The sequence below is a fragment of the uncultured Nostoc sp. genome, from assembly GCF_964245445.1.
Taxonomy (GTDB): domain Bacteria; phylum Cyanobacteriota; class Cyanobacteriia; order Cyanobacteriales; family Nostocaceae; genus Nostoc.
Genome location: NZ_CAXTNE010000033.1, coordinates 19,982 through 38,429, shown reverse-complemented (window position 1 = coordinate 38,429; position 18,448 = coordinate 19,982). Strand labels below are relative to the sequence as shown.

Sequence of the window (18,448 nt, the reverse complement as noted above, 5' to 3'; positions counted from 1 at the left end):
TAGCTCCCGCACTTGCTGATGTAGCTCCCGCACTTGCTGACACCGTTAATGTTGTGCCATTTTACAAAATACCTCATAGGTAAGAGCTTACAACTTTACGCCTCTACAGCCGATTTATAACCTAAATTCCTTGGCTTCTGCCAAAATCGGATTGATATCAAACCAAGAACCATCCTCATCCCGGTATTCAAATACAAACATACTGCGGAGCAAAAGTTCGTATCTTTCATGACCTCTCAAGCTTTTCTCTTGCGTCACCTCACGCAGTAATTCCCATTCATCGGGCGTAATTGCCAAAGTTAGCTCATTGCGGCGTTGTTTAATCACCCTATCCACACACTCCCGCGACAAAGGTGGGTCTTCTTGCTGAAGACAGCGAAACAACAACATCAACAAATTACGCAAATGACCACCGCTAACTTGGCAAAGTCGCTCTAAAGTATCAGGACTATCAAAAACCTCAGTAATTAAATGCTGGCTTTGTTCCCAACTGACACCAGGAAAAGCCCTCGCCATAACCATCTGTTGCAGCAGGATGATTCCTTGTGAAAATTGTGAACCATCTTGTAGTTGTACAGGAACCATCGGCAAAACCTTGGGGTCTGCGCCAAAGCGATTTGTTAACCTGCCTAAAGCGTTGGAAAAAATCAACACTAACGGAATTGTATAAACAACATGACAATTTAGCTGGTTTAACTGTTCACCCCGTTCAACAAAGAGATATTCTGGCTGGTAATGACCGGAAGGCTTTAAAGAATTATCCACTCGGTCGAGATTATCTATAATTACCACCAGTCCTTTTTTACCTTGCTGCTTCAGTTTGTCTCTAGCAGGCTTGAGCAATTCTTTGTTGATTGATTCTAAAATGCCATTGGTACGCGGTTCTAAATATTGCCGTAACTGTCCGCGAAGTTTAGGACTGTCTTTAGTTTTGGCGGTAATCTTGGCAATACCTACAGATAATTCAGCCTCAACCCCAATATCTAACGGCGTTTGCAAAAACTCTGAAATTTCCGTAAATAGATTTTTAAAGTATCCTGGTTTCAGATTAATTTTTATTGCTTCCAGACTTTGACTAACTTCACGAGCTACTGCCAGTAAAATATCTGTAACATCAATATCAGCCATATCCAGGCTTTGGCTAGACTCGAAATAAACCACATGAAATCCCTGCTGCTCTAACTCTGCCTTTAGCCGTAATAACTCAGTGGATTTGCCACAGCCGATATGTCCGGTAAATAATTGACAAGTAGGTTGCTCAGGTGCAAGGCGAGTGATAGTTCGCCCAAGTTCTTCAATAATCTTTGCACCACGCACTTTGGAGAAATCAATATAATATTGTCTATCCTCCGGTTTGCTCACAACCAGAGTCTTACTAGGATTGCAAGCTTGAAAAAACCTAACTAAATCTAATTTCATCACAAATTACCCGAAATTAGGCTGATACACTTGTCCATTTCAGTGATTATACAGACGATAAAGCGGCTATTTCGGAAAAAGCTTTTTCAGATTGAGTAATTTTTTGTCTGTTTAATTAAACAGAATTCAGATGAACCCCACCCCCAACTCCTCCCCACAAGCGACGCTACGGTGTATATACAAGTCAAATTACCCCTCTTATAAAGGGGGGAAATAAGAAATCTTGTTCTCTTCCCATAAAGGGGGGAATATAAGAAATCTTGTTCTCTTCCCAATACATACGGGGAGGGTTAAGGTGGGGTAAAACCCTGGTTAATCAGCTATTTCAGACTTGTGTGTACACTGTAGGCTTTTCGAGAGTAGAGTAAAAACGTAGCTTTGGCTTTTGCCTTAAAATCAATGACAAGTGTCTACTCTACAAAAAATGTCTACAATTTCAACTTTTCACCCCGAATCGAATAATCTAACAACTCCATCGGGTGAATAACTGAAATCTTCTTACCTTGCAAGTGCAAATATTTAGTAATTTGCAAAGTACACCCCGGATTAGCAGAAGCAATTAACTCAGCACCAGTATTCAACAAATTCTGCACTTTTTGCCGACCCAATTCTTCAGAAACTTCTGGTTGCAGCATATTATAAACCCCAGCACTGCCACAACATAAAGCTGCATCTATCGGTTCTCTCAACTTCACCCCTGGAATTTGCCGCAACACCTGACGCGGTTGCACACTAATCTTTTGTCCATGCAATAAATGACAAGCATCTTGATAAACCAAATTCAAGGGTTTATCAATCAGTGGCGATAGTTTTGCTGTTAACCCAACAGTTGCTAAAAACTCTTGAGCATCTTTAACCTTAGCTGCAAAATCCTTTGCTTTTTCCCGATATTCTAGGTCATCTTCTAAAATATGACCGTATTCTTTTAAAGTATGACCGCAACCAGCAGCATTAATAATCACGAAATCTACATCGGTGTTGGCAAAACTATCAATCATCTGCCTTGCTAAAGCTTTCGCCTGTTCTGTTTGTCCTTGGTGTTCGGGAAGCGCTGCACAACAACCTTGAGATTTGGGAATCACCACTTCACAACCATTCGCTGTTAAAACTCGCACTGTTGCTTCATTCACAGGAGAGAAAAACAGCCGTTGCACGCAACCCAAAATCACCCCGACTCGGTAGCGCTTCTCACCTTGGGCGCGAATAACAGTAGGCAAGTTATCCTGAAAAGATTTGAAAGTAATTTCTGGCAGAATAGATTCCATTGCTGCCAAACGGGGCGATATTTTATTGAGTAAACCCGTAGCACGAAATAATTTAGCAAATCCCAACTTTTGATAAACCAACAACGGAACTAATAAAACCCGTAAAAGGTTAGGATAAGGAAATAAAGAAAATATCAGTTGACGAAATAACTTGTCTGGTAAACTGCGAGGATAATTTCGTTCAACTTGGTGGCGAGTTGCAGAAATTAACTTGTCATACTGCACACCAGAAGGACAAGTACTCACACAAGCAAGACACCCCAAACAAGAATCAAAATGTTCTACAGTTGCCGTATTTAGAGCAATATCGCCCTCATTAATCGCATCCATTAAATAGACGCGTCCTCTAGGAGAATCCATCTCCTTCCCAAGCACCCGATAACTGGGACAAGTCGAGAGACAAAATCCACAATGTACACAACTATCAATCAATTTTGGGTCAGGCGGATGATTCTCATCAAACCCCTTCAAATTCTTTAAACTAGCCGTATTATTAACGGAATTTTCTGATACTTGCATATTTTTCCCTTTCCCCTCTCTATCTCAGCGTCCTCAGCGTCTCTGCGGTTAGTTTCTTAAATCCCACCTACAAACCGACCAGGACTTAAAATATTCTTACTATCAAACTGTTCCTTAATACGGCGCATCAACGGCAAAGCATTCCCCGTATAGCCCCAAACATCTATTTGTTCTTTAACCGCTACTGGTGCTTCCAGAATTGTTAAAAAACCTCTACTTGCTTGAGTGCGATCGCCTCCGGCGGAGCGTAGCTCATCACGCACTTTCAAAACTTGATTTTTATCCTCTAATTGTAACAAACCCAAACCACTACTTATATGAATTAAACCCAACTCCACCTGAGTCAAAATCTCCACGGCAGCAGTAGGTAACACTCCTATTTTGCAAGTAATTACAGATTCTTTGGCAGTAGTATGGATTCGTTCTTGTAATCTCTGCCATAAATTAGTCTCATCACCATCAGCAAAAATTGCTCCATTTAAAGCTAACTTTTGCCCTACTTCCAAAATTCGGTTTGACTGTTCCTTAACACTCTCACTAATACTTTGAAAGCGGGCAATTAATCCCAGTCCTTGACCCAAACCTAAGCTGGACACCAGTTTCGTTGATAGCAAATCAGCCTGAACTGGTGTTAACGCCGAACCTCGAAGGATATCAGCCGCTTGAGATACAGCCTCTGCACTACCTGTTAGTACTACCGTCCCTGATGCCTCTGGTAGCGGATACACGCGAAAAGTTAGTTGACTAATGAAGCCTAATGTGCCATAAGATCCAGTAAGCAACTTCATCAAGTCATATCCGGCAACATTTTTAACTACTCTTCCCCCAGCTTTAGCGATTTGTCCATCAGCACGCACAAAGGTAATACCTAGTAATTGGTCGCGCACACTACCATAACGTTGCCGCAGAGAACCTGTATCACCTGTGGCAACAATACCGCCAATGGTTGCTGATTCTGGTGCTGTGGGGTCAACAGCGAGAAATTGCCGCGATTTTGCCAAAAGTGCTTGCAAATCAGAGAATTTCATCCCAGCTTCTACTGTGACAGTCAAATCCCCAACAGCGTGTTCAATCAGTTGGTTCATGCGTTCTGTACTAACTACAATATCAACGCCCTTAGCTAAACCGCCCCAGCTAAGTTTACTGCCACTACCACAGGGGAGAACACGCCAGTTGTTAGTGTAAGCTGTAGCGATGACTGCGGCTAGCTGTTGTTGAGTGCGGGGATAGACGATACAACTGGGAGAATTTCCAGAAGCGTAGACGCCTTGCGGTGAGCCAGCGCGAGCGACTGTGAACTCGTTGGTGCAGCCTCTCGTAGAGAAGGGCTTCTCGTTAAAGATCGCCTGTTGAATTCGTTTTTGGTGACTTAATTCGATATTTTCCCAAAGACAAACAGCATTTTCTTCGCCAACGATAGATGCAAAATCAGAAACGCACACGCCTTGCGGCTTGTCGTTAGACATCGCTTTCATTTAGTTTATTTTTTTACGCCCTATATTTAATTTACTGGCTAACCTTACCAAAAAAGCGCATTGCCGTTAATATACGGTGGCTTTATTTTGTTATTTCTTAGCTAATTTTAATCAGTTTATCAGGTGTAATTCAGGGCGATCGCTAATTATAGTCATTAATGTAGGGAATTCCGTACTGGAGTTGATTGTCCAGTTAACCTAAAAATAGAAAATAATAGATATATGGACAAACGGTATTTTTTACAGGCTAGTGCAGTAATAGTCGGCACAGCCTTGTTATCAAGGTATATCAATTGGGGGTCAGAACCGATGACAACTTCTAATAGTGAATTTGAAATCACCAAACCTGAAGAAGAGTGGCGGACGATTTTAACGCCAGAACAGTTTAATGTATTGCGTAAACACGGGACTGAACGCCCTCACACTAGCCCATTGGATAAGGAATACGACAATGGGACTTATTATTGTGCTGCGTGTAAACAGCCACTGTTTACCTCTGATACCAAATTTAACAGTAATACTGGTTGGCCTAGCTTCTTTAAGCCGATTGAAGGTGCGATCGCTACTACTGAAGATCGGTCGTTGTTTATGACCAGAACTGAAGTGCATTGTAGTCGCTGTGGTAGTCATCTAGGTCATGTTTTTGATGACGGCCCTGCACCCACAGGTAAGCGCTATTGCATGAATGGGGTTTCATTGAAGTTTACTCCTGCCTAATTTAGTTGCGACGCCGATAGCGAAGCGGTAGCGAGTCAGACGCTCCTGCGTCGCTAACGCTGCGCTATCGAGCGTCATAGCCCGTCGTAGATATCGCACGCACTAACCTAAATTATGAAATTTTGAGGCTTGACCAAGGGTGAATAGATTGTTGACAATAACTTCTCCTACCTAATGCTACTGGATGAAGTATTGTCAATTTAAAGAAATGCAACTCTTGGTCTTCGCTATAGTTATTTACCTAAATTGTCCTATTTGTTTGGGTCTTTTTTCTCCTTTTTGTCTTTAGGATCTTTTTTAGGTTTTTTAACTTCTTTATTACTTTTTCTTTCCTTAGACATCAGCGTTCTCCAACTAGGTTAATCAGTGAAAGTTTCCATATTCTGCCGTCAGGAAATCAGAAGATGACTTACCTGATATTTTTTTAAGGCAAAAAAGAAAGCATCAGACATAGATGCTACTAACTACCATGATACGGTGTTGTTTGATTCAATGTAGCTTGAATCTTTATTGCCAGAGGCTGCCCAAATTGCATAAAGACTTAGGTTACAGGGTACAGAACCCTACTAATAATTTTCTTTACTGTCACCTGTAACCTATGTTCTTATTAACTCCTAGCTCCCTTTCCTATTGTTCCAACAATTTTATCCGTTGCCACCAAAGATTTAGGGGATAATAGACCACAGGTGCCCACAGACTACTAAGAATGGCAGAAGCTAGGGCAACACGCTGGTAATATGTCCAAATATCTGTTACCTTGCGCTCATTCCCGATCAAAGTTAATTGCAACCCAAAAATAGTTTCTGCCAAAACTGCCATAACAAAGACAATTACAGCAATCGAAATAAAATCTTCTTCGATAAAACGTTGCTTCTGGAGCATAGCAGTTAAAATTCCCACTATACCTAAACTGAGGGCATGAGTAGGGTTAGGTGATGTCATTGAATCTTGAAGTAGCCCCAGAACTATACCTGCCAATGCTCCGGCAAACACCGTGCGCTTCACACTCCAAGCTACTACCCAAATTAACAGCCAGTTAGGGGCAATTCCTAATAATTCCATACCCGGCAGGCGGGTTGGCAATAATAGTAAACATAACAGTACAGAACTAGCCGTCACTATCCAACCCAACAACTGACGTACACCAGGATGCCAACGAGAAAGTGGCTGGATTCGGAATTTCGATTTTCGCTTTGACGATTTTGGCTTTTTCTGCCTGCTACCACCAAATGCAGGAATCTTCATTTTTCTATGGATTTTTTGAAAAATTTACTTAGACTTTTGGGTTTCCAACTCTTGGTTTTCTGGCTTTGGATAAACAGCTACCCAATCGAGAGAGCGAATTGGCGGAAAAAGCTCAATTTTAGCTACTGATGCGGGAAGTTTTTTTAAATCCAGCGACTTAATTCGTCCTACTGCTAAACCAGATGGAAATTTCTGACTATAAGTAGATGTGGAGACTAAATCTCCTATCTTAACATTTGGGACTTTTTCATAAAACTCCAGCACAGCTTCTGCTGAAGAATCCCCACGCAAAACACCTTTAGCTGCTGTACGGCTAACTGATACACCGACTTGACTCTTTAGATCACTGATTAATAATACGCGGCTAGTATTGGGAGTTACACTCTCCACTAAACCCACTAATCCGCCTTCTGCCTTGACTATGAAGCCTTCCTGAATCCCTGCATTCGCACCACGATTCAAGGTGACTTGTTGCCACCACTGGTCAGCACTACGTCCTACTACCCGCGCTGGAATTGGCCGTGATGCCAACGGCTCTTTTTCCACATAGCCTAATAAATCTTGTAGCTTTGTCTTTTGACTTTCCAAATCTACTATACGGGTTTGCAATTCTAATATCCGCGCATCTCTAAGCCGTTCTTCTGGAGTTGGCCCTGACTGCAACATCTCTAACGGACGGGTAATTGCCTGGTATGTCTCAAGCACCAGTTCACCTTGAGTTTGTCGCAATATCCAAGCACTACCAACTACTAAAGCTAACAACCCGATTTGTAACCCTTTATGATCCCACCAACGCCGTATTGTAACCATATATACCTTAATATACTTAAACAATTAAGTTCTACTTGGATTCTATTTATATAAAACCCAAATAGAACTCAAGTCTGATATTTTTTTTGCTACATATTGCGAGAGCTTTCAGTGACAACTCTTTCCAACTGTTTAAAGTTTTCTAACACACGACCTGTTCCCAGCACAACACAGCAGAGAGGATCGGCGGCAATATGGGTTACAATCCCCGTTTCATGGCTAATTAAGGTATCTATGCCTTTGAGCAAAGCACCACCACCAGCTAACATAATACCTCTGTCAATAATGTCTGCTGCCAGTTCTGGAGGTGTACGTTCGAGTGTCCGCTTTACAGCTTCTATAATTACTGATAGCGGTTCCAACATACTTTCACGGATTTCTGGGGCTTTGATTGTTACAGTACGCGGAAGACCAGAAAGCAGGTGTAAGCCTCGGATTTCCATCATGGCGTCATTATCATCATTAGTAGGATAGGCAGAACCCATCCGAATCTTGATGTCCTCGGCAGTCCGCTCACCAATGACTAAGTTATGAACTTTCTTAATATACTGAAGAATCGCATCAGTCAGTTCATCCCCAGCAATACGTACTGATTCGCTGATCACTGTACCTTGAAGACTCAGCACTGCGACTTCTGTTGTCCCACCACCAATATCGATGATCATGTTGCCAGTGGGTTCAGCAACAGGTAGTCCTGCACCAATGGCAGCAGCTACAGGTTCATCGATTAAATAAACTTTTCTTGCTCCTGCTTGGTGAGCTGCATCCATCACAGCTCGCCTTTCTACTCCTGTGACACCACTGGGAATACCAATGACAATCCGGGGTAAAATTAAAGATTTGCCTTCATTTACACGCTGAATAAAGCTTTTGAGCATCAGCTCGGCTATATCGAAATCAGCGATTACACCATCGCGCAAGGGGCGGAGGGCAATCACATTTCCAGGTGTGCGACCGAGCATTTTTTTGGCTTCTTCTCCTACTGCCAGTGCTACCTTTTCGTTGACATCGATAGCAACTACAGAAGGCTCTTGCAGTACAATACCTTTACCAGATACATAAACGAGGGTGTTAGCAGTACCGAGGTCGATACCCATATCCCATGATGTGCGAAAGTTCCTAAAAATACCCACGCGTCTATAAGCCCCCTATGTACGATACTTCTTGACTACAACGGTAGAGTTGATTTGATTATGTTTATATCCTGAGTTCAGTAAACTAGACTATATTTTTATATGATTCCCAGGAATATTTACGAGGTCTCAGCTATGTATGTTTTGATATTCTCTGGTTAACTTAATATAACCGTATAGTTTTATGTGTTTCTCCAAGTAATATGTATAATTTTTCAAGTCAACTATATTGTTAACTGTTTAACACATTATTTTCAAGTGTTTCATAATTCGCTATGATGAAAGTCTAAATTACTAAGTACGCATGTACTAAAAGGTAACGCACATGAGTATCAATGTTGTCACCCTCATTGGTCGTGTAGGCGGCGACCCAGAGATCAAGTATTTTGAGTCTGGTAGTGTTAAGTGTAGATTGACACTAGCTGTTAATCGCCGCACTAAAGAAGGCGAACATACCGACTGGTTTAATTTAGAACTATGGGGAAAAACGGCGGAGGTAGCAGGTAATTATGTACGTAAAGGCAGACAGATTGCCGTCAAAGGTTCCTTGAAGTTTGACACATGGAGCGATCGCCAAACAGGAGCAAACCGATCCTCACCAGTTATTCAAGTAGATCAGCTGGATTTATTAGGCTCTAAGCGAGATGGAGAGGGCGGTACAGGAGATATGTCTTCAGAACATTTTTAATTAGTCATTAATTAGTCATTAGTTCTTAGTAATGCTAATCACTAATGACTAATAATTAATGACTAATAACTAATTTGTAGCGTCACCGATGCTTCTACTTGTTGTTCACCACCAATTACAGGGGTGGAAGTATCAGCTACCTTTGCAGCTTCAGCACGCAAAAACATGGGTGGTGGAGGCGCACTGGCATTATTAACTTGAATGCTTACTATTTCTTTAGATTTAAAACCCAAAGCACTGAAAACAGCATCAGCTTGCTGCTGGGCATCTTGAGTAGCTTCTTTTAATGCTTGCTTTTGAGCCGCCGCGATCGCTTCATCATTAGCAACAAAACTAATACTATTAATTTGTGTTGCACCCGCTTTCACTGCATTATCTAATAATGTACCAGCTTTCTCGGTAGGAATGCGAAAACTTACTGTGTTATTGGCAGCATAGCCTGTAATCCTCTGCACATTATTGGTGTAACTGTAAACTGGATTAAGCTGGATACCAGTAGTTTGTAATTTTTCAACATTTTGGCTTTTGAGGAACGCAACTATAGCCGATGACCTTTGGGCGGCTTCTTGTTGTACCTCCTGGGCTGTTTTCCCCTGAATCTCCACTCCTAAACTGACTTGCGCCAAGGTTGTAGGAATTGTTTCTACTCCGCGACCACTGACACTAAGGGTTCGCCATAATTTCTCTTTTTCTTGTGCCAATGTAGGCAGTGTAAAAGTTACACATAAAAGCATTGCTAAAGGTAGTATTTTCCACAACTTTCCATTGGGAAACTGAGAACCGGATAAAGCGGCTCTAGTCATAAGATTTGCACTCCTCAAAGTATCCACAGATGTTTTTAATAAACGTATATAGCAATCTTCTAGTGGCTGTTGAGAGTCAACAGTCACCACAAGTTTTTCACAACTCAAGTGCGATCGCTAGATACGATTTGTATGTTCTTACTTTGACACTGCCATAGTCAAAAGCTGAAATGGTTACATTTTTTGAAACTAAAAAAATTACACCAGTACTTTCTCAAGCTAGTTTTTATGGTTTGTAGTAAGCACAAAGCGTGCTTATAAAATTAAGGATTGAAGTCCTTACTACGAACTTGCTTGGCACAAATTAATTTAAAGAAGTTGCCAATAACATTTCCATAGGATGTTTTTCAGAAACGCGTCAAAATCAAAGAGAAGGATTTTCAGAGAACCCATGCATTTGTTAGATCCAATCAACTTCTCTTTTCCTCTGCTGGCTACCGCAACACAAGCCGCAGACAGTTCAATGGTAGTAGCAGCAGTGTTACTAAGCTTAGTAGTCGTTTATCTCGCCAGCAAAGTTGGTGGAGAGTTATCAAACCAAGTGGGTTTACCGCCTGTCTTAGGCGAACTTGTAGGTGGTGTGGTAGTTGGTATCTCTGTTTTCCACCTTTTAGTGTTTCCAGAAGGCGGCACAGACAGTTCTAACTCTTTGATCATGTCCTTCCTTCAAATCACTGCTGGTTTAATGCCTGAAGCCACTCCAGCCGTGTTTGCAGCGCAGTCTGAGGTGATTTCCGTTTTGGCAGAATTGGGTGTGATCATCCTACTGTTTGAAATCGGCTTGGAATCGAACTTAAAAGATTTAATGGCAGTTGGTATCCAAGCCACCGTCGTTGCAGTAGTGGGGGTAGTAGTACCCTTTGCTGCTGGCACTGTCGGGCTGATGACTTTATTTGGAATTGCTGCTGTACCCGCAATTTTTGCAGGGGCGGCTTTGACTGCTACTAGTATTGGTATTACTTCTAAGGTGCTGTCAGAATTGGGGCGGCTCAATTCTAAAGAAGGGCAGATTATTTTGGGTGCTGCTGTAATTGACGACGTTTTGGGAATCATCGTTTTAGCGGTAGTTGCCAGCCTAGCTAAAGATGGGGTAGTGGATGTAAGCAAAGTCATTTATTTGATTATCAGCGCCACTGGTTTTATTTTGGGAGCAATCCTACTAGGGAATGTTTTCAATAAGTCTTTTGTGGCGATCGCTGATAAACTCAAAACACGCGGTGGACTAGTAATACCAGCATTCATCTTCGCTTTTGCTATGGCATACCTTGCCGCCGTCATTCACTTAGAAGCAATTTTAGGAGCTTTTGCGGCAGGTTTAGTTCTAGAAGAGACAGATAAGCGCAAAGAACTACAAACGCAAGTCTGTCCCATTGCCGATATGTTAGTGCCAATTTTCTTTGTAACTGTTGGGGCAAAAACCGATTTGGGAGTTTTAAACCCAGCAATTCCCGATAATCGGGAAGGTTTAATTATGGCAACTTTCCTGATCACAGTAGCCATTCTCGGTAAAGTAATCACAGGCTTAAGCGTGTTTGGTCAACCGGAAATCAACCGTTTAGCGATTGGTGTGGGGATGATTCCTAGAGGGGAAGTTGGATTAGTATTTGCTGGTGTCGGTGCAGCCAGTGGCGCTCTCTCGAAACCATTAGGGGCAGCAATCATCATGATGGTTATCTTGACAACCTTTTTAGCTCCTCCTTTGTTACGATTTGTATTTCCAGACCCAAAAACTGTGGATGCAGGCTCAGACCAACTGATTTTAGATGGTTCCTCTGGAACCTCGTTAATAATTGAACCGCCTCAGTCAAGAGTGCCAGCATCAAACGACAGTGGCAATTTGGAAGTAACCCCAGAATCTAGCGATCGCTAATCTTTGGGAATGGGAAATAGGGAATGGGGAATAGGAAGAAACTTGTTCAAAACTCTCCTTCATCTCCCTCATTCCCCTCATGCCCAATTATGCAGTGGAAACTTCTCTTCCTAAATTTCCGTCCCGTGTGATTGTAAAATAATCGTCTGTTTATAATTTCTACCACCATTCAGAATGTTATTTATTTCCAGTTTCCCTTGGCTTGTAAGCCTTTATTTGAAAATCTTTCAAGTAATTGGGGAGTAACACCCATAAATTTTGCTAGATCCTCTCAAAGGAATGGGAATTATCTATTTAGTACATTGATGGCGAAAAACAAAAAACAGTTATCAGTGAACGGTTATCAGTTATTAGTTTTCTAGCTTCCTTGGGAGTCAGAATTCCTACCTCTAAAGGTGGAAAATTTAATATGAGGATTTAGACCCAATATGAAAGCTGGTAACTGATTTAAGCGCGTCTTTATACCAGTTGAAAAAATCAGAAAAGCCATCAGAGGTCAAGTTTAGGTGGTGACGGTGTGATGATTTACCAATGAGTTGAGATATTGACGGCTCCCATGAACGTGAATTAGGAGAAAGGACTGTGAAATTACACTGGTTACTACCCAGCACTATTGGAACTATCTTCATGCTATCGTCGCCGGTAATGGCTGCTAGACTTGAATCTTGGCGCTTTGATGCCAATCAAAACAGGCTGGAAATTAATACTGTAGGAGCAGTTCAACCCCAGGCACAACTAATTTTCAATCCAACTCGGCTGGTAATTGATTTGCCAGGAACCACATTTGGGCGTCCGCAGCTAACCCAACAGGTGGGCGGTGGAATTCGCTCGATCCGGGTTGGGCAGTTTGATGCAGAAACAAGCCGTATAGTTGTCGAACTGACTCCTGGCTATACATTAGACCCCAAACGAGTGCAATTTGTAGGTACAACTGGCGATCGCTGGACGGTGCAATTACCTAGACCAGAAGTTGATAGAGTAGCCTCTTCTCCCACAAGTGCTTACACTGTTGTTACCCCAGACTCTGAGCCTCAACCTAGGATTTCAAGGGTTGCCACTACTACCCAAGGGGCGACTAAAATTGAAAACTTACAAGTAACAGGTGATGGGTTGTTCATTCGCACCAGTGGTGGTAATCCTCCAATTCGGGTAATTCGGAGCCGCGATCGCGCTACCATCTTCATGGATATCTCTGACGCATTTTTATCGCCACCTCTAGCGCAACAGAATAATATCCCTGTTAACAGACATGGTGTTAGCCGCGTCGAATTTACCCAACTACAAAGCCAACCTCCTGGCGTTCGCTTAATTTTGCGGGTAGATAAAAATAGCCCCGACTGGCAAGCAACTAATAGTAACAGTGGTGGATTAGTAGTTCTACCTAGTCGAGTTGTCAGATTGCCTGGAAATAATAATTCTGACAATCGGTCACAACCACCTTCCTTTCCCAGCAGACCATCTGCTAACAACTCGCTAGCTACAATTGAGTCTGTACAACTGGCTGATAATAACAGACAACTGCTAATTAGAGGCGACCAAACTTTATCTGCCACGGGAACCTGGGATAGATCCTTAGGTGTATTCCGCGTTACAATTACCAATGCCAAATTAGCTCCCAGAGTTACAGGCCCGACTTTTGTTGCCAATAGCCCCATTCTTCGGGTACGCCTGCAACCCCAACAACCCAACACAGTTGTTGTTTTAGTTCAACCAGCAGCCGGAGTGCAACTTGGGCAACCCCAACAAATTGGCGACCAGCTTTTGGTATCAATACAAGGTTCTCGGCGAGTTGTTGCCCTCCCCGGAAGACCCCCTTTTGCTTTACCTGGGCTACCACCGCCAAACCGGGGGCCATTCCCAGATCCAAACAATCCCAATCCCCAGCCCCTAACACAACCACAACGCCGAGTTACCAATGGGCGAGTGGTAGTTATTATTGACCCAGGACATGGTGGCAAAGACTCTGGAGCGCTTGGCATTGGGGGGGCACGCGAAAAGGATGTTATCTTGCCTATTGGTAAGAGACTTGCTGAGATTTTGCAGCGAAATGGCGTACAAGTAATTATGACCAGGGATTCTGACTATTTTGTTACCCTTCCCGGACGGGTGCAATTAGCAGAACGAGCTAATGCTGATGTGTTTGTTAGCATCCACGCTAATTCAGCAGGTGCGAGTCGTCCCGATGTTAATGGCTTGGAAGTCTATTATTACGATAGCGGTCTGGATCTAGCTCGCATTGTCCGCAGTAGCATTCTTCAAAGTATTAGTACTATCAAAGACAGGGGAGTGCGACGAGCCAGATTTTATGTGCTCCGAAAAAGTTCTATGCCCTCTATTCTCGTGGAAACAGGTTATATGACTGGTCGACAGGATATGGCTAGGCTCAGAACCTCAGCTTACCAAAATCAAATGGCAGAAGCGATCGCTCGTGGCGTTCTTCAGTATCTAAAGAGAAGATAAGTAATTTAGTCGAAATTATTGAGTAAATACATCTAATCTTTACCATTTTTATCCAATTTAGTAGTAAACAATTTAAGTATCTTTGCGGCGGGATAGGAGTAGCTTCTTTGTTATTGTCATCTGATGATTTGCAAGCCAAGCCATTTTAGATTTTGGATTTTGGATTTTAGATTAACCCCACCGATAAAGGGATGGGGGTTGAGAATTTTAAATTTTTGATAATGGAATTATTTCACACCATAAGAGGTGTTAGTGTATCAAAGCGTTAGTCCGCCATGAACCAAAAATCAAAAAATCTAAAATTAGGAATCTAAAATCTAAGATTGACAGTCAAATTTATATAGGCTCATGGCATGGCAAAATCAGAGGAGCGTGCTATATTTTACGCCATTAGCTGTGTCTTAATAACAGCGCAAAACTCAAGTGTGCGCGGTGACGGTGTGAGGATTTGCCAATATGTTGAGATGTTGACCAGAAATAAAAAGGTACAGAGCAAATAAATTTATTTATGGGCTTGGTAAATTTTTGACTTTTGACTTTTGACTTCCCCGTACCCCTGCGGGGAAGCAAGCTACGCGCAGCGTTCCGTAGGGAAGGGGCTGACGGCTCCCATGAATGTGAATTAGGAGAAAGGACTGTGAAATTACACTGGTTACTATCCAGTACTATTGGAACTATCTTCATGCTGTCGTCGCCGGCAATGGCCGCGAGACTCCAATCTTGGCGTTTTGATACCAACCAAAATCGTTTGGAAATTAATACTTTAGGGGATGTTCAACCCCAAGCACAATTAATTTTCAACCCCACTCGTTTAGTAATTGATTTGCCAGGAACCACATTTGGGCGTCCGCAGTTAACCCAACAGGTGGGCGGCGGAATTCGCGCTATCCGTGTTGGGCAATTTGACGAACAAACAACGCGCATAGTCGTTGAACTGACTCCTGGTTATACTCTTGACCCCAAGGGAGTACAATTTGTTGGCACAACTGGCAATCGCTGGATGGTACAATTACCTACGCCAGTAGCTGAAAATGTACCCTCAAATACTGGGGGGCAACAAGAACAAGCCATAGCAACAGAGACTTCACCGAGAACATCTCCACCACTATTCCCCCCAAGAAATATTTACAACGTGGTGACAGCAAACCCTGTCAATCCGCCGAAAAACGGAATGCTTGCCGCCAGAGTTACTCAAATTGAGAACTTACAAGTCACAGGCGATGGTTTTTTCATCCGCACCAATGGTGGTAATCCTCAGATTCAGGTAAATCGTAGCAACGATCAAAGGGCAGTTAACATCGATATTACTGGCGCTACTTTATCACCAAATCTAGGACAGCGCGATTTGCCAATTAATCGCTATGGTGTCAACCGCATTCAGTTCAGTCAACTACAAACAAGCCCATCTGTTGTTCGCATGACTTTACAGGTGGACGAAAATAGTCAAAATTGGCGAGCAACCACTAGCAGTATTGGTGGTTTTGTAGTTCTGCCCAGTCGTGGGATTGCCCAGTTGCCTGGAGATAATAGTCCACGCCCAATACCATCTAGTAACACCTCACCTGCTACCATTCAGTCTGTGCAATTGGCTGGTAATGGCACACAACTGCTGATTAGAGGCGACCAAGCTTTATCTGCTACAGGAGGCTGGGATAGAACTTCTGGTCTGTTCCGCATTACCATCAACAATGCTCGGTTAGCCCCCAGAGTTACAGGCCCGACTTTTAATGCTAATAGCCCTATCCTGCGAGTCCGCCTGCAACCACAAGAATCTAATACTGTCGTTGTCTTAATTCAACCAGCAGCTGGAGTACAAATTGGGGAACTCAATCAGGTTGGCGATCAGCTTTTGGCTTTAGAATTACAACGCTCTGGTAGCGTCACACCTCCTATTGCTCTACCTCCTCTGCCATCGCCAGATATAAGTCAATTCCCAAACCCCATAGATAACCCCCGTCCTATCTCCCAGCCACAACCGCGCCCCTCGGTCAAGAGAGGGAAATTACTAGTTGTGATTGACCCAGGACATGGTGGAAAAGACTCAGGTGCCCCAGGTCTGGGCGGACTTTTAGAAAAGGACGTAATCCTGCCTATAGGTAAAAGGGTAGCAGCAATTTTAGAGCAAAATGGTGTACAAGCAGTACTCACACGGGATGCTGACTTTTTCGTAGAACTTCAGGGACGGGTAGAAATTGCCCAGCGAGTTAATGCGACTGCCTTTGTCAGCATTCACGCTAATTCCGTTGATAATCGCCCTGATGTTAATGGGTTAGAAGTATATTATTATGATAGCGGTTATGCTCTGGCTGAAGTAGTTCGCAAAACCATCCTCCAGAACATCGGTACAATCAAAGACCGGGGAACCCGCAAAGCCAGATTCTACGTTCTCAGAAAAAACTCTATGCCCTCGATTTTAGTAGAAACAGGTTATATGACTGGTCGAGAAGACAATCCAAGATTGGGAACACCAGAGTATCAAAATCAGATGGCAGAAGCGATCGCTCGTGGCATCCTAAAATACTTACAGCGTTAATATAGTCAAATTACTAATTAAAAGGTGGTATTTAGACTTTTTTAGCATCCAGAATTTAGTAGTCAAATTGTAGATTGTCTGCTAAATTCTGTATTTTAAATCCCAAACCTAAATTTATATCTGCCTGTGTATTCATCTTCGATCTTTGAAGGGAATCTTGACAATTTTTCTGCTCAAGAACCCCAACGCGCCCCAATTGGCATCTTTGACAGTGGTGTGGGTGGGCTGACAGTACTGCGACAACTATATCGGCAACTCCCCAATGAATCAATTGTTTACTTTGGGGATACAGCTAGACTTCCTTACGGAATTCGTTCCCAAGCAGAAATTTTACAATTTACGCGTGAAATTCTTACCTGGCTACAACAGCAGCAGGTAAAAATGGTAATTATGGCTTGTAACACCAGTTCTGCCCTAGCCCTTGAAACCGTGCGTCAGGAATTCAACATACCCATTTTGGGAGTAATCCTACCAGGTGCAAAAGCTGCCGTGCAGCAAGGAAAGCGGATTGGTATAATTGCCACTCCCGCTACAGCTAAAAGTAATGCCTATAAGCACGCCATACTCGAAATTGCTCCTGAAGTTCAAGTCTGGCAAGTTGGATGTCCAGAGTTTGTGCCACTCATCGAGCAAAACCGAATTCACGACCCCTACACTGCTGAAGTAGCACGAGCTTACCTGGAGCCTTTACTAGAGCAGGAAATTGATACCTTAGTTCACGGCTGTACCCATTATCCCCACCTTACACCAGTATTGCGATCGCTCCTCCCCTCTCAAGTCCAACTAGTTGACCCAGCTGTTCATGTTGTAGCAGCTTGTGCCCAAGAGTTAGACTTGCTAGGCTTAAAAAATACTCATTTACCACTGCCAACTCGCTTCGCCGTTAGCGGTTGTCCGAAACAGTTTTCCCAGTCAGGAGTGCAGTGGCTAGGCTATACCCCAATGGTTGAAGAGGTTTGCTTCACTGATACTGCTATTTCCCAACTCCAATAAAGCTAATTTGTCCTTAGTCATTGGTCATTGGTAATTTGCCAATGCCCAATGCCTACTGACTATTAACTGCTTCAGTCACTTTTGCCCTTACTGATATCTCCTGCTTGTGTTTTCCTTCGGTAGATGAAGGGAAGCTTGTCGGAACAGTCTTTGTACCCGTTCGCTTTGCCAGTGCTAACAACAGGTAGACTGTGAACAAATATCCAGACGCTAAAATAAAAATCATCATAGGTATACTTCCATAAATTATTGTTCTACTAGCACCTTTCTAAATAAATATAAAATTCCATAAAATTAGCAGAACCTCAGCCAAGCAAGTGCATTCTTGATGGCTGTAGCTTCATAATGGTAAAATTACCTATAGAGATAAAATTCTCTAAAGACAAATAATTTATTCTCTAATACGACTCCTTGCAGACCATAGATCCCACAGCAGTTAGATTGCTTTTTAGCAATCTAAAACTATGATTCTTTGCGGTCTACTTGATCTGCTTTATTTTTGATCACATTGCTGTGAA

At 42.7% G+C, this 18,448-nt stretch carries 14 protein-coding genes; 6 read left to right on the top strand and 8 right to left on the bottom strand.

Annotated features, from left to right (window positions below):
* Positions 1-114: 114 nt before the first annotated feature.
* From ACFE90_RS08610 to ACFE90_RS08600, 3 genes are all read right to left on the bottom strand, one after another.
* A complete protein-coding gene (locus ACFE90_RS08610) occupies positions 115-1,419 on the bottom strand; it encodes a P-loop NTPase fold protein (RefSeq protein ID WP_375499548.1) in 1,305 nt (434 codons plus the stop codon).
* A gap of 428 nt (positions 1,420-1,847) precedes the next feature.
* Positions 1,848-3,203, bottom strand: coding sequence for a (Fe-S)-binding protein (locus tag ACFE90_RS08605; RefSeq protein ID WP_375499546.1), 1,356 nt, complete (start codon positions 3,201-3,203; stop codon positions 1,848-1,850).
* A 56-nt stretch (positions 3,204-3,259) separates the two neighbouring features.
* Complete coding sequence (locus ACFE90_RS08600; protein ID WP_375499544.1) at positions 3,260-4,678, bottom strand: FAD-binding oxidoreductase; 1,419 nt, start codon at positions 4,676-4,678, stop codon at positions 3,260-3,262.
* 222 nt (positions 4,679-4,900) lie between these two features.
* Here ACFE90_RS08600 and msrB point away from each other — a divergent pair, with 222 nt between their 5' ends.
* Complete coding sequence (msrB, locus tag ACFE90_RS08595) at positions 4,901-5,395, top strand: peptide-methionine (R)-S-oxide reductase MsrB (protein WP_375499542.1); 495 nt, start codon at positions 4,901-4,903, stop codon at positions 5,393-5,395.
* A 627-nt stretch (positions 5,396-6,022) separates the two neighbouring features.
* Here msrB and mreD read toward each other — a convergent pair.
* The 3 genes from mreD to ACFE90_RS08580 all read right to left on the bottom strand — a co-directional run bounded on the left by mreD (position 6,023) and on the right by ACFE90_RS08580 (position 8,547).
* Positions 6,023-6,640, bottom strand: a complete 618-nt coding sequence (gene mreD / locus ACFE90_RS08590) for a rod shape-determining protein MreD (protein WP_375499540.1) — start codon at positions 6,638-6,640, stop codon at positions 6,023-6,025.
* 24 nt (positions 6,641-6,664) lie between these two features.
* Positions 6,665-7,450: a rod shape-determining protein MreC gene (gene mreC / locus ACFE90_RS08585; protein WP_375499538.1), complete on the bottom strand. Its 786-nt coding sequence runs from the start codon at positions 7,448-7,450 to the stop codon at positions 6,665-6,667.
* 89 nt (positions 7,451-7,539) lie between these two features.
* Entirely contained in the window at positions 7,540-8,547 is a 1,008-nt protein-coding gene (locus ACFE90_RS08580) for a rod shape-determining protein (RefSeq protein ID WP_375499536.1), read from the bottom strand.
* Positions 8,548-8,908: 361 nt separating this feature from the next.
* Here ACFE90_RS08580 and ACFE90_RS08575 point away from each other — a divergent pair, with 361 nt between their 5' ends.
* A complete protein-coding gene (locus tag ACFE90_RS08575) occupies positions 8,909-9,271 on the top strand; it encodes a single-stranded DNA-binding protein (protein WP_334690500.1) in 363 nt (120 codons plus the stop codon).
* A 62-nt stretch (positions 9,272-9,333) separates the two neighbouring features.
* On the opposite strand, the gene ACFE90_RS08570 is transcribed toward ACFE90_RS08575, so the two are convergent.
* A complete protein-coding gene (locus ACFE90_RS08570; RefSeq protein ID WP_375499554.1) occupies positions 9,334-10,074 on the bottom strand; it encodes an SIMPL domain-containing protein in 741 nt (246 codons plus the stop codon).
* Positions 10,075-10,465: 391 nt separating this feature from the next.
* Between ACFE90_RS08570 and ACFE90_RS08565 the strand changes: the two genes are divergently transcribed.
* The 4 genes from ACFE90_RS08565 (at position 10,466) to murI (ending at position 17,930) form a co-directional block, all read left to right on the top strand.
* Positions 10,466-11,944 carry a cation:proton antiporter gene (locus ACFE90_RS08565; protein WP_375499533.1) on the top strand — a complete coding sequence of 493 codons (1,479 nt, stop codon included), beginning with the start codon at positions 10,466-10,468 and terminating at the stop codon, positions 11,942-11,944.
* A 582-nt stretch (positions 11,945-12,526) separates the two neighbouring features.
* The gene (locus ACFE90_RS08560) at positions 12,527-14,404 is read left to right on the top strand and encodes an N-acetylmuramoyl-L-alanine amidase (protein ID WP_375499531.1); all 1,878 of its coding nucleotides are present in this window, start codon (positions 12,527-12,529) and stop codon (positions 14,402-14,404) included.
* A 637-nt stretch (positions 14,405-15,041) separates the two neighbouring features.
* Positions 15,042-16,937, top strand: coding sequence for an N-acetylmuramoyl-L-alanine amidase (locus ACFE90_RS08555; protein WP_375499529.1), 1,896 nt, complete (start codon positions 15,042-15,044; stop codon positions 16,935-16,937).
* Positions 16,938-17,063: 126 nt separating this feature from the next.
* Entirely contained in the window at positions 17,064-17,930 is an 867-nt protein-coding gene (gene murI, locus ACFE90_RS08550; RefSeq protein WP_375499527.1) for a glutamate racemase, read from the top strand.
* A 52-nt stretch (positions 17,931-17,982) separates the two neighbouring features.
* On the opposite strand, the gene ACFE90_RS08545 is transcribed toward murI, so the two are convergent.
* The gene (locus ACFE90_RS08545; protein WP_229483934.1) at positions 17,983-18,180 is read right to left on the bottom strand and encodes a hypothetical protein; all 198 of its coding nucleotides are present in this window, start codon (positions 18,178-18,180) and stop codon (positions 17,983-17,985) included.
* Positions 18,181-18,448 lie beyond the last annotated feature (268 nt).

Excerpts from the sequence above, each read along its gene's own strand:
- ACFE90_RS08580 (WP_375499536.1), bottom strand. The coding sequence starts at position 8,547 with ATGGGTATCGACCTCGGTACTGCTAACACCCTCGTTTATGTATCTGGT.
- ACFE90_RS08575 (WP_334690500.1), top strand. The coding sequence starts at position 8,909 with ATGAGTATCAATGTTGTCACCCTCATTGGTCGTGTAGGCGGCGACCCA.
- ACFE90_RS08605 (WP_375499546.1), bottom strand. The coding sequence starts at position 3,203 with ATGCAAGTATCAGAAAATTCCGTTAATAATACGGCTAGTTTAAAGAAT.
- mreC (WP_375499538.1), bottom strand. The coding sequence starts at position 7,450 with ATGGTTACAATACGGCGTTGGTGGGATCATAAAGGGTTACAAATCGGG.
- msrB (WP_375499542.1), top strand. The coding sequence starts at position 4,901 with ATGGACAAACGGTATTTTTTACAGGCTAGTGCAGTAATAGTCGGCACA.
- ACFE90_RS08570 (WP_375499554.1), bottom strand. The coding sequence starts at position 10,074 with ATGACTAGAGCCGCTTTATCCGGTTCTCAGTTTCCCAATGGAAAGTTG.
- ACFE90_RS08600 (WP_375499544.1), bottom strand. The coding sequence starts at position 4,678 with ATGAAAGCGATGTCTAACGACAAGCCGCAAGGCGTGTGCGTTTCTGAT.
- ACFE90_RS08565 (WP_375499533.1), top strand. The coding sequence starts at position 10,466 with ATGCATTTGTTAGATCCAATCAACTTCTCTTTTCCTCTGCTGGCTACC.
- ACFE90_RS08610 (WP_375499548.1), bottom strand. The coding sequence starts at position 1,419 with ATGAAATTAGATTTAGTTAGGTTTTTTCAAGCTTGCAATCCTAGTAAG.
- mreD (WP_375499540.1), bottom strand. The coding sequence starts at position 6,640 with ATGAAGATTCCTGCATTTGGTGGTAGCAGGCAGAAAAAGCCAAAATCG.